This window comes from Pseudopedobacter sp. (genome assembly GCF_040392825.1).
Classification (GTDB): Bacteria; Bacteroidota; Bacteroidia; order Sphingobacteriales; family Sphingobacteriaceae; genus Pseudopedobacter.
Window position 1 is genome coordinate 1 of sequence record NZ_JBEBVH010000107.1, and the last position, 12,525, is coordinate 12,525.

Below are 12,525 nucleotides of genomic sequence, written 5' to 3' on the forward strand. Positions count from 1 at the left end.
CAACTTCGTGTAAACCCTCCGGATACCACATCAGATTCTCGTTTTGCTGCTCGGATAGCTCGCAAAAGCCCACCACACGTTTGGCCCCCAGTATATTCAGGAAATCGTAGACAATAGAACCATTCCCCTGAAGCTGGAATAGCAAATCTATCTCCAGGTCACGCATGTCGTTCACAAAAGTTCTGAAACTATCCTCATCAAATTCCTGTTCGGGAAGCCCGGGATAGCCTGGAAAAGCGACAAACCTATCTATACATTCTTTAAACCTTTCTATAATAGATTTTGTATGCGGAAGTCCGATAAAGATAATCTCTGCTTTTGGATAAAATTCGCGGATTGCCCTCACCGCAGGCATAGCACATAATAAATCGCCAAGCTGTAAAGCTCTGAAGATGGCAATTCGTTTTACCGTATTATCGCTCATCATTATTTAACAATTAACAGTTATCTCTTTTTCCTGTCACTCCAAGCGAAACCGCTTTCTGGAATCTCTGACACACGGGAACACTAAAAACCTCACAGCTTTGTTATAATAATAAAACCCTGAACTTTAATGCCCCATATGTTTTCCAATAGATGGCTACATAAGGGATTACCAAAGAGGTAACAAGCATTTCTATAATATGTTTAAAAGACCTATCGGCATTTTTTGTTCGCTTCCATGCGAAATTTACAATCAAAGCCAGAACAATACATAAGCTTGCTGCCGCCAGATAAGGCAGACTGTATAAGGAACCGTAAATAAAAGACAAGGTGAACAGTAAAACCAGATAGTAATTCCATGCCGTGTGCTTGCTTATTTTCTGCCGGTACAATTTGGGATACTTTTTAAACAACAGCGCATCGTAAATAACCTTCCGCTGTTCCTTAATACTTACCGCCCAGGGGAACCTCCGTACCGGATGCACTACATAAGCCTTATCCAGCTTTATAATCGGGATTTGTCGCTCTATCAGTTTAAATTCAAGATCACTATCTTCGCGCCATGCCAGCTTAAAGCGCATATCAAATCCGCCAATTTCTATAAGTGCTTTTTTAGTACAGGCGCAATTGGCTGTAATAAAATCGGCATCTTGCAGTTTCGCCGTATTCGCCTCAAAATCATGTGGTCTTTTAGAAATCGGAACTATCGTATGTCCGCTATAAGCAATTAACTCCTCGCCCCGATAATTCTCCAGAATGGTCTTTAACCAATCTTCATTGGGCAGGCAGTCATCATCTGTAAAAGCAATAAGCTCTCCTTTTGCCGCCAGCCAACCTATATTTCTGGCATAAGCAGGACCATTTTTACTATCAGGAGCTATAAATTTAAGATGAATAATACCCTTTTCCGCTATCTCTTCTACCATGGCCTGCGTCTGCTGATCGGGCCCATCACTCACCACAATCACCTCAAAAGAAGAAGTATCAATACTTTGCTTAATTAACTGAATTATGCAACGCTTCAATAGATTGGGTCTCCTGTATGTTGGTATAACTACTGAAATTTTTATTTCCATAATCTTTTCTAATTAAAAATGAACCAATAACCAAAGCATCAAAAGGCGATGTCCAGAAACATTCTATAGCATCTCGGGGACTGCAAACGATAGGTTTACCCAAGGTATTAAAGGAAGTGTTCACCAATACCGGTACGCCTGTCTTTTCTTTAAAAGCCTTGATAAGCTGATAGTACAGCGGATGTTGCTCTTCATTAATAGTTTGTACCCTTGCCGTACCGTCTATGTGTTTTACCGCCGGAATAAGATGCTCGCGATCTTTTACTACATTATAGATAAACAGCATAAATGGCGAGTTCCCGGCATTTTCGAACCATTCATGTGCATCCTCTTCCAGGACTACAGGAGCTACGGGCCTGAAGTCTTCCCGGTCTTTAACAATATTCAACAGAGACTGCATCTTAGGATCTATGGGCGACGCTAAAATAGAGCGGCTGCCCAAAGAACGCGGTCCATATTCCATTTTACCCTGAAACCAGCCAATAATCTTATTCTCTGCGAGAAGCGAAGCCGTCTCTTCAGCCACGTTATTCATTTGGTGATACGGGATTTTACTTTTTTTCAGAAAAGCTTCTATCTCATTATCACTATAATCTGGCCCCCAATACACATGCTCCATAACGAAGTCTTTGTCTTTAGTCTCTCTCAGCTGTGCATCTATCCATAGCGCTGCCCCCAATGCGGTTCCCGAATCGCCGGCTGCAGGTTGCACCCACACATTTTTAAAAGGACTTTTATCTCTGATTCTGGCATTGAGAACACAGTTTAATCCTACCCCACCGGCAATACATAAATTCTCCTCACCGGTGATGTCGTAAAGCCAGTCACAGATTTCCAAAACCGTTTCTTCCAGCACATATTGCAGCGAACGGGCAATATCGAAATGATGCGAGGTAAAGTCATCGCCCCTTAATCTGGCAGGTCCAAAACGCTCTTCCAGTCTTTCATCTGCAATCTGGTATTGACCATTGCCTGAATATTGTATAATCTCCCTGAAATCTTTAATAAACTCCGGCTTACCGTACGAAGCCAAAGCCATTACTTTATACTCATCGGAAGAATGCAGAAAACCCAAATAGGTAGTTACCTTTTCGTATAACAGCCCCAGGGAATGCGGTAATTTAACTTCGGCTATTTTTTTAATATCGTTATCCAACCCTACGCTATAAGTAGTAGAACAGTTTTCTCCCCGCCCGTCCAGCGTAAGGATAGCGGCTTTGCTAAAAGGCGAAGGTAAAAAAGCACTTGCCGCATGAGCCAGATGGTGATTCACGAAATGCCACTTCCAGTTACGCTTGTCTGCTTTATAAAATCTTTTTTGTAAATGGTGCGGATAACCATCTACCAAATGGTTTTCTGCATTGATAATAGCGGTAAGAAACAGATTATTCCATGGGTTTTCGAGATCTGCCTCGAAATTACGCTGATCTGAAAACAGCGGAACAGCGCAGGAAGACGAATCCAATAGTTCTTTAGGAAGAATCTCGTAAGGATCGAAGGAATAAGCTATATGGTCTACATCATTAAGATGTATGCCTGCAACTTTTAAGCAGAAATCGATAGCATGGAAAGGCAGTTCGTAAGTACTGAAAGGAATGGGTCTTTTACCATGTTTGAAATGAGTGAATCTTTCATCTTCCGCTGCCGCTATCAGTTCTCCGTCTTTTATAATACATGCCGAAGAATCGTGGAAGACTGCGTTAATACCAAGAGTATACATAAGCCTGTGATTTAATGAATAAAATAGTCTTTGTGTAACTGATTAAACCGCACAAAAGATTTAGTATTTTTTAAAACAGGTAGTTTGTCGAAATAGCATGATACAGGCAGCGTACTTATAACATAGAACAGGTATTTTTCACAACCGGCTCTACCGCGATAAAATGAATTGCACTGTAAAAGGTGTGAACAGTATTGCACAAAAAGCGTTATGCGGGAAAACAGGTATAAATACGCAGTGCCATGTATTTTTCACGTTTCCTGTTAGTTTAAAGGCTCAAAAACAACAAAACAAAAAGAATGCATCACGTATTTACCGTTTTTTTTAATAGGATTCTTTGTTTTTTATTAATAAATTAGGGTTATCAACCGTCATCTATGAAAAATATGGAAATCGACCAGGAGGTTCAGACCAAGTCTGTCCAGTCCTTCGGGTACATTATTGTTTGTGATCTAAAGGGTAATATCGTCGGGATCAGCAATAATTTCTCTGAAATTACCGCTAATTCCTCTAAACTGTATCTGAAGCAGCATATTATCAATTTCTTTGAGCGTTATCTGGTATCGTCCACAAACAGGATATTGCGTACTATAGAAGAAGTCCTTCAACGAAAAACAGAAAGGAGAATTCTGCATCATGATATATTGGGTTCTAAATATTACCTGCATATCTACCATGCAAATGATAGCATGTACTGCGAGTGGGAACCGCAGGAAAAATCTACAGTTAAAGCCTTCCAGATGGATACCATTGCCTATTTACTGGAAGAAAAAACACCTGCTATCTGGAACACCCTGTGTGTCGCAATCCGCGAAACTATTAAGTTCGATCGCGTTTTGTTATATAAAGTAGAAGATTCCGGCGCTGGTAAGATGCTGACAGAAAGTTCTAACCCCAATTATCAAACCTTTTTAGGAAAGCAGTTTTCGGAAGATTTTATGCCGCAGGAGGTAATAGATTTCTACAAGGGATCTACTTTCAGGTACTGCCCTAATGTACACCTGGAGGGTTCAGAATTTTTAGAAGATACCGAAGACACAAATCTGTTTCTCTGCCAGCTTAATCCGTTACCGCTTTTACACTTAAACTATTTAAAGAGTATAGACGTAGTTTCTTATATTGCAGTCCCCATATTAATAGATAACCGCTTTTGGGGCATGCTGATAGGTCATCATCACGAAGAAAAAACCATAGACTTCCAGAAAAGACAGCTCTGTGCTTTTATTGTACAACATGCAGCCAATAAATATGCAGGTTACTTTAAGCAGCAGCAGCTCGAGTACCACGATAAAATTAAGGAAATAGAGCTGGATCTTAAAGGTAAACTGATGTGTGGTAAAGGTATTAACTGTACCCTTATTGAAAATCTGGAAATTCTATGCAAAGCACCAAAGGCAGATGGTATTGCCATATTCCATAACGGAGATATCTTTACACATGGTGTATGCCCTACCGAAATGCAGATTTTGCAAATTAAACAAATAGTAGAATCAATAAATAAAAAGCCCGTCTTTAAGGATAGTAATTTCTGTCTGCGATATGGGCCGCAGATAGGCTCACGTTTGCCATTTGCGGGGCTAATGGCCTTACAAATTGCCAACCGCAACGATTATTATATTTTTTGGTTTAGAAAAGAGAGCGTAAGACAAATTTTACAGGTTACCCCTGCGTTTCCGCCACTAAGCCAGAGTAACGAAATACATTTTAAGACCTGGGAAGAAACCGTTAGGGATTCTGCGATTCCGTGGGACGATAACGACCTGTATTTCACCCACAGGCTAAGCAAGTTGATACACGATACCATTGTCTTAAAATCTGAAGAACAGGAAAAATTTAATGAGGAGCTGATTACGCTAAACAATGAGCTGGAGATGCTGACCTTTACGCTTTCTCACGATTTAAAAAATCCTTTAGCCATAGTTAAGCTGGGAACCCAGCTTATTCATAAAGGTGTTACAGCTAAAGATGAAGAAAAGCAGAAGTGGACAAGAATTATACTGGAGGGTATACAAAATATAGAATCCATTATAGATGGTTTAATACATATTGGTAAAACCAAATCGGTTAAATTTGCCAAAGATCCCGTTCCAATGGTGCATATGTTGCGTAAAATAGTACAGAATGCCAAAATTCTGTATAATACCGACCGTTGCAATATAGAGTTTGGTAAATTATTACCGGTATGGGGCGAGAAGAGCCTGGTATATCAGATCTTTTTAAATATAGTGGGTAATGCGATAAAGTATTCTTCGACCCAAAATACACCTTTAGTACAAATAAATAGTATTCAAAGAGGCGATTGTATTTATTACCAGATTGTTGATAATGGCATAGGCATTCCAGGAGAATATCTCAACAATATTTTCAACGTCTTTACCCGGGCCAATAATACCGGAAAATTCCCAGGTACGGGTGTGGGCCTTTGCCTGGTTAAAAGAATAATTGAAAAACTGGGCGGCCAAATCTCTATAGATAGCGAAATAGGCTCGGGAACCACCGTAACCTTAAGCTTTCCTTATCCCGGAGAAATCCCGTCCAGCATATATACCGGATGATCTAAATCAAACCGTTCTTTGCTGCGTATTTAATCAGCGCAGCAGAGTTTTTAACTTTTGTTTTGTTGATGAGGTTTTGCCTGTGGCCTTCAACCGTTCTCTTACTCAGAAACAACTTATCGGCAATTTCTATATTGGTTAATCCCTCGCTGATTAAGTTTAAGACTTCCAGTTCCCGTTCGGAAAGGTCTATTTCATTAATCAGCTGAGATACATCTCTGCTATTCACCAGATTCGTATCCTTTAGGTTTTCAATCAGTCCCATAGATAGCTCATCGCAAAGGTACCTCCCGCCTTTCGAGACATGATTAATGGCAAAAAGCAGTTCCTCGTAGCTCACCTTTTTCAAAAGGTAAGCGCTGGCGCCATTTTCGAAACATTTAAATACAAACTGGCTATTGCCCACCATAGATAAAACAACAATTTTAATAGCGGGATAATTGATGGTTATATACTTTGTCAGCTCAATACCGTCCATGCCGTCCATGCTGATATCAGTTATCAATATATCTGGTACAACGTTGTTTTTTAACAGTTCTAAAGCTTCTTGACCGTTAGTAGCCTCCCCTATTACACGAAAATGTGGTTGAGACTCCAGCAATAACTTTATCCCATTCCGGACCACCGAGTGGTCTTCTGCTAAAATAATATTGATCATGTTTATTCTATTAACGAAACAATTCCACTTATTTTTTTAAACAGCATTGAATCATCACATTTAATGTTTTTCGTAGACAGTAATATTTATACAAAAACTAATCCAAAACGCTTGAATATGCTTTAAAAAGCTGATTAATATTTTAAAACTCACTCAACAACGAATTATAACTAAAATGATGGACGAACAAAAACTAATTCTGGTTTCAAAAGTTTTATAAGATGATTTTAAATCAGATAACCATGCAGAAAAGTTTTTTATATAGAAACAGCCTTTCTATTACATTTATTTTATTATTTATCCTCGCACTGGCAGCGCAAGTTTATTTCGGTTGGAAAGAATATGAATCCGAATTGCAGGAAGAAGGTATTTTAGCGGTCCCTTTCGCTTCGTATCTTACCAGCGGTCATTTCATATCTTCTACCTTCGAAAACTTCCAAAGCGAGTTTTTACAGATGGCATTGTATGTAATTCTGACCATCTTTCTGAGACAAATTGGATCGGCCGAATCAAAAAGTTTAGATGAGAAAGAAGAGGTAGACCGCGAACCTGTACCACATAAAGATGCACCAGGTCCGGTAAAGAAAGGCGGTTGGCGCCTGGCTATTTATAAAAATTCGCTTTCTATCGCTTTCATCATTCTCTTTTTGCTGAGCTGGGGCGGCCACCTGTATGGCAGCTTTATAGACTTTAATGAACAACAATTGCTGAAAGGAAAACCACTTAGTAAACTTGCGGATTTTTTAAGTGAACCTCAGTTCTGGTTCGAAACCTTTCAAAACTGGCAGAGCGAATTTCTGTCTGTTGCCTCTATTGTTATCCTAACCATTTTCTTAAGACAAAAAGGTTCTCCGGAATCAAAACCGGTAGACAGTCCGCATAGCGAGACGGGAAAATAAGATGCTATAATACCTTCTTCCACTTAAATTATATATTTCAGATTTTCCGATCTCCATCAAAATGTGCATAATACCGTCAATTTGTATAGGTTTCGGAATATACTCATCCATTCCCATTTTAGACTAAACTGGCCGTCTACATTCATCGCATTGATTTATGACCGCCTATTGGGCAGATATTGTTTGCAGTCTATTGAGATTAAGTTCTTTAGGCTTATCCCTGTAAATTAAACATTATGATCTAATGAAAGGGAAAGTAATAATCTAGAATACTGAATTTCAAGGCGATTACAGTCAGCAGGCCAGCAACCTAAACAAATTATTGCTATAATCAGTAGCTATATAATAGTATATTTAAAAACTTTAAAACATTTTAATTAGTATGTTTGTATACTAAATACAAAATACACATGAACTATAAACTACTTAAAGACGTTGTCCAACTGGTAGAAGAGTTTGAACATGATAATACGCTAAGCCATTATTCACCGACTATTGATGGCTTTAAACGTTGGATTGCAGCGCGTGAGAGTTTAACACAAATTGAAGAGCCTGATTGGGAAGGAAAAGATAAAGGCAGAAGTGCAGAAAGCGTTATCAATACACTTATAGTGCATATGAACCGATACGCGAAAAGCTATTCTAAATCTGCCATTTACGGGTCGGACTTTTCTACACAGGAAGAATTTATTTTTTTAATTAACCTAAAAGCCTTTGGAGCTATGTCGAAGATGGAATTGATCAAAAAGAATATTCAGGAAAAGCCTGTTGGCATACAAACCATTAATCGTCTTATTAAGCAAGGCTGGATAACAGAAACAGGTTCTGAAAAGGATAAGCGGAGTAAAATAATCTCGATAACAGACAAAGGTCTGGAAGCTTTGGAGCAGCAAATGTTACACATCCGTAAAGCTACCGAAATTGTTACGGGCAATCTGAACAGAAATGAAAAGATGCAGTTGATTACGCTCCTACAAAAACTGGATCACTTTCACCAGCCCATCTATGCTAAAAACCTGGAACCTGCTCAACTTATAGACATGGCCTATCAGCAATATTTAGAGAAGAAGAATTAATTACGCACTAAAAACTATCCATGTTTATAAACTTCTACGCTTTATAGTTACCCAGAAAACAAGTATTGAATATGCAAAGATCTGATTCCAGAAAATCTATAGCTATTATTGGTGCAGGCATTTCTGGCCTGTCTGCCGCAGCCTATGCTGCCAGAGATGGCCATACTGTATATGTTTTTGAAAAGAACCAGACTCCTGGTGGAAGAGCGAGACAGTTTTCTACCAATAACGGTTATACTTTTGATATGGGGCCCAGCTGGTATTGGATGCCAGATGTTATTGAGCAGTTTTTTGCAGATTTTAACTGTTCTCCTGCAGATTATTACCATTTAGTTTCGCTTAACCCGCAGTTTGAAATGGTATTCGCTGACGGTTCCGTTTCTATTCCGGAAAATTATCTGGAAATGAAGGCATTATTTGAAGCATTAGAAGAAGGCGCTGGTTACAGACTGGATGCTTTTATGAAATCGGCACAGTACAAATACGAAGTTGGCATGATGGATTTTGTGACCAAGCCCTGTTACTCGTGGCTGGAGTTTGCCTCTCTTAAAATTTTAAAAAGTGCTTTTGAATTAGATCTGCTTACTAACTATCGTTCTTATGTAAGAAGGTATTTCAAACACCCCAAATTAACTGCTTTAATGGAATTTCCGGTAATATTTTTAGGTGCTTCGCCAAAAAACATCCCGGCTTTATATAGTTTAATGAATTATGGCGGTTATGCATTAGGCACATGGTACCCTATGGGTGGTTTCTATGAATTGGTAAAGGCCATGCACCATATTGCCGAGAAGCAGGGAGCACAATTCTATTTTAACAGCCCTGTAGAGAAACTTAACATTAAAGATGAAAAGGTTTATTCTATGGAAGTAAATGGCAAGGAATTGTTTTTCGATATGGTTATATCTTCATCAGATTATCACCATAGCGAGACTTTGATTCCGGAACGCTACAGAAATTATTCGGAAAAATACTGGTCGGGTAAAACCTTTGCTCCTTCCTGTCTCATCTATTATTTAGGTATAAAAGAGAAAATACAAAATTTAAAACACCATACGTTATTTTTTGAGCCGGATCTGGACCAGCATGTTGACGAAATTTATAAAACAAAGCGTTGGCCCAAAGAACCTTTATTCTATGTTTGCTGCCCTTCTAAAACAGACCCGAAAGTTGCGCCCAGATCTCATGAAAATCTTTTCCTGTTAATGCCCCTACCTATAGGCATTGATGACGATGAAGTTACCAGGGAAAATTATTTATCTCAAATGCTAACACGTATCGAAAAGAAAACCGGTACGAGAGATCTGGCAGAAAAAATAGATTTCAAGAAAAGCTATTGTGTAAGTAATTTTATCGAAGACTATAACGCCTATAAAGGAAATGCCTACGGGCTGGCAAATACACTTAACCAGACAGCCGTTTTAAAACCCACTATTCGTAATAAACATTTAAAGAACCTGTTCTATACCGGTCAGTTAACGGTACCGGGACCAGGGGTTCCTCCTGCTATTATATCAGGAAAAATTGTAGCTAATGAAGTGAATAAACTAATACATCTGCCTTATGAAAAAATTATATGACGAGCTATCTTATAAAGTTAGTGAGGCTACGACCAGGAAATACAGCACCAGCTTTTCTTTAGGTATAAAAGCTTTAAGTCCAAAATTAAGACCAGCAATTTATGCTATTTATGGCTATGTTCGTTTAGCAGATGAAATTGTAGACAGCTTCCACGGTTATAAACAGGAAGAACTGCTTAAGCATTTCGAGCAACAAACAGCACAAGCACTGGAAGAGAAAATTTCTCTGAATCCTATTTTGCAGTCCTTTCAGGAAACTGTACATCACTATCAAATTGAACCATCTCTAATAGATACGTTCTTAAAAAGTATGTCTATGGACCTAAGCAAGGTATCTTATAACAGCGAGCTCTATAAAGAGTATATACTGGGTTCTGCAGAGGTAGTTGGCTTAATGTGTCTGCATGTTTTTGTGGAAGGTAATAAAAAAGAATTTGAAGCGCTAAAACCTTATGCTATGAAACTGGGATCGGCTTTTCAGAAAATCAATTTTCTGAGAGACCTGAAAGATGATTACCACATTTTGGGCCGGACTTATTTCCCGAATATAGATCTGAGTTCGTTCGATAATCTGACTAAAGCGAATATTGAAACGGAAATAGGTGAAGAATTTAAAGAAGCACTTATAGGTATAAAAAAGCTGCCTGCAACATCCAGATTTGGCGTATTTTTAGCCTACAAGTATTACTGGTCGTTATTTAATAAAATAAAGCAGACTCCTGCACAGAAAATTCTAAATGCCAGAATCCGTATTCCGGACAGCAAAAAATTAATGCTGATGATGAGCAGTTATATAGATTATAAAATGGCCAGAATATGATGAGACTTTGTGTATTGGTTCTAAGTTTATTTGTTTCGTTGAATAGCAATGGGCAAACGCTGGAAATAATAAGAAAAAACTACCTTACTTCGGTTGATGATAAAGCCCTGTGCGATTCTATGATACAGCAATTACAACAAAAAAAGGAACATCCTGTTTATTTGGCTTATTTAGGTGCTTATCAGGCCATTTGGGCGAATCATACTTTAAACCCCATTGCTAAGCTTTCCACATTCAATAAGGGAAAAAGAAACATTGAAAGTGCAGTTATCCGGGCCAAAAACAATGTAGAAGTGAGATTAATACGATGGTCGGTACAAAAAAATGCCCCATCTTTTTTAAACTATCATAAGGACATCAATAACGATGAAGTTTTTATTGCTGAAAATAAGAGTCAGATCACATCAGAACAACTGAAAATATTGTTAAAAGCATTAGAGCAAAAACAGAGATGAAATATCAATTGTATAGGGAACAACAACTAAGTTGTGATTTAGCAACTGCATGGAGCTTTTTCTCATCTCCTTATAATTTGTCGCAAATAACTCCGGCCGACATGAAATTTTCTGTTATCAGTAAAGATTTACCTGCTTCTATTTACGAGGGAATGATTATAGACTATTATGTATACCCTTTGCTGGGAATAAAAATGTGGTGGCGTACAAAAATTACACGAGTCGACTTTGGGAAAAGCTTCACAGATTTTCAGGAAAAGGGGCCTTATAAATACTGGAATCATTTTCATGAATTTATACCTAATAATAAAGGCGTATTAATGAGAGATACGGTCGACTATGAGCTGCCTTTTGGTCTCTTGGGTAACATCGCTCATGAAATAATAGTAAAGCGAAAATTGTACAATATTTTTGACTACCGTTATCAGATTTTGGAACGACTTTTTAATACTAATTTGTGATGAGTATACTAACCATTATTCTAACGTTTTTGTTAATGGAGCCAGCAACATGGCTTATTCATAAATATGTTATGCATGGTTTTCTTTGGGTGTTGCATAAAGATCACCACGATCACAGCAATGAAGGGCAGTTTGAAAAAAACGATTATTTCTTTGTCATTTTTGCCATACCGGCGATAGCATTATTTTATTTTGGTGCTAAACAAGGCTTTAATGTACTTTTTTATACAGGCTTGGGTATCACGTTATATGGAATGGCCTACTTCTTTGTGCATGACATTTTTATACATCAACGCATTAAAATTTTCAGAGAGACAACCAGCCCCTATTTTCTGGCTATTAGAAGAGCGCATAAACAGCATCACAAACATACCGGAAAAGAAGAAGGAGAATGCTTCGGCTTTTTATGGGTTCCGTTAAAATATTTCAAAATGTATTTTAATACCAAATAGCATGCAACAGTACACCTATCTTATTATAAATTTCTTAACGGTTATTGTTTGCTTTATCTTTTCTTTTGATAAACGTATCCGTTTTAACCGGTATTTTGGCTCTTTCCTAAAGGCAGCTATTCTAGTGGCTATTCCTTTTATTCTTTGGGATTCATGGTTTACCAAACTGGGAATATGGTGGTTTAATGATGACTATCTTATTGGCATTCGATTTTTAGGCTTACCTATTGAAGAGTGGCTTTTTTTTATCTGTATTCCGTTTTCCTGCGTGTTTACCTATTTCTGCCTGACAAAATTTTTTAATTTCAATTGGACCAATGGTTTTAATAACATCATTGTTTTTGTGAGCG

At 38.1% G+C, this 12,525-nt stretch carries 13 protein-coding genes; 9 read left to right on the plus strand and 4 right to left on the minus strand.

Annotation, left to right across the window (positions count from 1 at the left end; translation table 11 throughout):
* The 3 genes from ABWO41_RS09245 to ABWO41_RS09255 all read right to left on the minus strand — a co-directional run.
* Positions 1–427 (minus strand): glycosyltransferase family 9 protein (locus ABWO41_RS09245; RefSeq protein WP_502945641.1); only part of this gene is annotated, 427 nt, incomplete at its 3' end.
* 100 nt (positions 428–527) lie between these two features.
* A complete protein-coding gene (locus ABWO41_RS09250; protein ID WP_353136849.1) occupies positions 528–1,448 on the minus strand; it encodes a glycosyltransferase family 2 protein in 921 nt (306 codons plus the stop codon).
* Entirely contained in the window at positions 1,420–3,219 is a 1,800-nt protein-coding gene (locus tag ABWO41_RS09255) for a carbamoyltransferase family protein (RefSeq protein ID WP_353136852.1), read from the minus strand. Before ABWO41_RS09255 ends, ABWO41_RS09250 begins: the two co-directional genes overlap by 29 nt.
* Positions 3,220–3,596: 377 nt before the next feature.
* On the opposite strand from ABWO41_RS09255, the gene ABWO41_RS09260 reads away from it, so the two are divergent.
* The gene (locus tag ABWO41_RS09260) at positions 3,597–5,774 is read left to right on the plus strand and encodes an ATP-binding protein (RefSeq protein WP_353136855.1); all 2,178 of its coding nucleotides are present in this window, start codon (positions 3,597–3,599) and stop codon (positions 5,772–5,774) included.
* 1 nt (position 5,775) lies between these two features.
* Here ABWO41_RS09260 and ABWO41_RS09265 read toward each other — a convergent pair whose 3' ends face one another.
* Positions 5,776–6,432 carry a response regulator gene (locus tag ABWO41_RS09265; RefSeq protein WP_353136858.1) on the minus strand — a complete coding sequence of 219 codons (657 nt, stop codon included), beginning with the start codon at positions 6,430–6,432 and terminating at the stop codon, positions 5,776–5,778.
* Positions 6,433–6,674: 242 nt separating this feature from the next.
* Here ABWO41_RS09265 and ABWO41_RS09270 point away from each other — a divergent pair, with 242 nt between their 5' ends.
* From ABWO41_RS09270 to ABWO41_RS09305, 8 genes are all read left to right on the plus strand, one after another.
* A complete protein-coding gene (locus ABWO41_RS09270; RefSeq protein WP_353136861.1) occupies positions 6,675–7,331 on the plus strand; it encodes a DUF6766 family protein in 657 nt (218 codons plus the stop codon).
* Between the two features lie 410 nt (positions 7,332–7,741).
* Positions 7,742–8,407: a MarR family winged helix-turn-helix transcriptional regulator gene (locus tag ABWO41_RS09275; protein ID WP_353136864.1), complete on the plus strand. Its 666-nt coding sequence runs from the start codon at positions 7,742–7,744 to the stop codon at positions 8,405–8,407.
* 71 nt (positions 8,408–8,478) lie between these two features.
* Positions 8,479–9,987, plus strand: coding sequence for a bifunctional phytoene desaturase/3,4-desaturase (crtID, locus tag ABWO41_RS09280; protein ID WP_353136867.1), 1,509 nt, complete (start codon positions 8,479–8,481; stop codon positions 9,985–9,987).
* On the plus strand, positions 9,971–10,807 hold the full coding sequence (locus ABWO41_RS09285) for a phytoene/squalene synthase family protein (protein WP_353136870.1): 837 nt from the start codon (positions 9,971–9,973) through the stop codon (positions 10,805–10,807). The genes crtID and ABWO41_RS09285 overlap by 17 nt, the downstream gene beginning before the upstream one ends.
* Positions 10,804–11,262, plus strand: a complete 459-nt coding sequence (locus tag ABWO41_RS09290) for a hypothetical protein (RefSeq protein WP_353136873.1) — start codon at positions 10,804–10,806, stop codon at positions 11,260–11,262. Before ABWO41_RS09285 ends, ABWO41_RS09290 begins: the two co-directional genes overlap by 4 nt.
* Positions 11,259–11,723 (plus strand): SRPBCC family protein, encoded by a 465-nt coding sequence (locus ABWO41_RS09295; protein ID WP_353136876.1) that lies wholly within the window; start codon positions 11,259–11,261, stop codon positions 11,721–11,723. The genes ABWO41_RS09290 and ABWO41_RS09295 overlap by 4 nt, the downstream gene beginning before the upstream one ends.
* Positions 11,723–12,175 carry a sterol desaturase family protein gene (locus tag ABWO41_RS09300; protein ID WP_353136879.1) on the plus strand — a complete coding sequence of 151 codons (453 nt, stop codon included), beginning with the start codon at positions 11,723–11,725 and terminating at the stop codon, positions 12,173–12,175. Before ABWO41_RS09295 ends, ABWO41_RS09300 begins: the two co-directional genes overlap by 1 nt.
* A gap of 1 nt (position 12,176) precedes the next feature.
* On the plus strand, positions 12,177–12,525 hold a 349-nt coding region (locus ABWO41_RS09305; RefSeq protein WP_353136882.1), incomplete at its 3' end, for a lycopene cyclase domain-containing protein.

Coding starts and splice junctions, on each gene's coding strand:
- ABWO41_RS09255 (WP_353136852.1), bottom strand. CDS start 3,219: ATGTATACTCTTGGTATTAACGCAGTCTTCCACGATTCTTCGGCATGT.
- ABWO41_RS09260 (WP_353136855.1), top strand. CDS start 3,597: ATGAAAAATATGGAAATCGACCAGGAGGTTCAGACCAAGTCTGTCCAG.
- crtID (WP_353136867.1), top strand. CDS start 8,479: ATGCAAAGATCTGATTCCAGAAAATCTATAGCTATTATTGGTGCAGGC.
- ABWO41_RS09270 (WP_353136861.1), top strand. CDS start 6,675: ATGCAGAAAAGTTTTTTATATAGAAACAGCCTTTCTATTACATTTATT.
- ABWO41_RS09265 (WP_353136858.1), bottom strand. CDS start 6,432: ATGATCAATATTATTTTAGCAGAAGACCACTCGGTGGTCCGGAATGGG.
- ABWO41_RS09290 (WP_353136873.1), top strand. CDS start 10,804: ATGATGAGACTTTGTGTATTGGTTCTAAGTTTATTTGTTTCGTTGAAT.
- ABWO41_RS09275 (WP_353136864.1), top strand. CDS start 7,742: ATGAACTATAAACTACTTAAAGACGTTGTCCAACTGGTAGAAGAGTTT.
- ABWO41_RS09285 (WP_353136870.1), top strand. CDS start 9,971: ATGAAAAAATTATATGACGAGCTATCTTATAAAGTTAGTGAGGCTACG.
- ABWO41_RS09300 (WP_353136879.1), top strand. CDS start 11,723: ATGAGTATACTAACCATTATTCTAACGTTTTTGTTAATGGAGCCAGCA.
- ABWO41_RS09295 (WP_353136876.1), top strand. CDS start 11,259: ATGAAATATCAATTGTATAGGGAACAACAACTAAGTTGTGATTTAGCA.